Origin of the sequence: Clostridium sp. MCC344 (assembly GCF_018785365.1) — a bacterium.
GTDB lineage: Bacteria > Bacillota > Clostridia > Lachnospirales > Lachnospiraceae > Pilosibacter.
Map to the genome: position 1 here is coordinate 1 of NZ_WQPQ01000066.1, position 236 is coordinate 236.

Consider the following 236-nt stretch of genomic DNA (forward strand, 5'->3'; position numbering starts at 1 on the left):
GCGCAGAGAAAACTGAGTCATTGCCGGAAGGGGAGCAATCGTTACAAAAAACAACAGAAAAAAGTGGCGCGGATCCATACGCATATCGCTCACCAGAGAAAAGATTATCTACATAAAGAATCAAGAAAGATAACCAATTTCTATGATATCGTATGTATTGAAGATCTGGATCTGAAGACGATGAGCGGGGAACATCATTTTGGAAAAAGTGTTCATGACAACGGTTGGAGAATGTT

Annotated in this window: 1 protein-coding gene; it reads left to right on the plus strand. The window is 40.3% G+C overall.

What is annotated here, in order from left to right:
- Positions 1-12 precede the first annotated feature (12 nt).
- The coding region (locus GPK90_RS15290) for a transposase (RefSeq protein ID WP_252197527.1) at positions 13-236 on the plus strand (224 nt) is incomplete at its 3' end.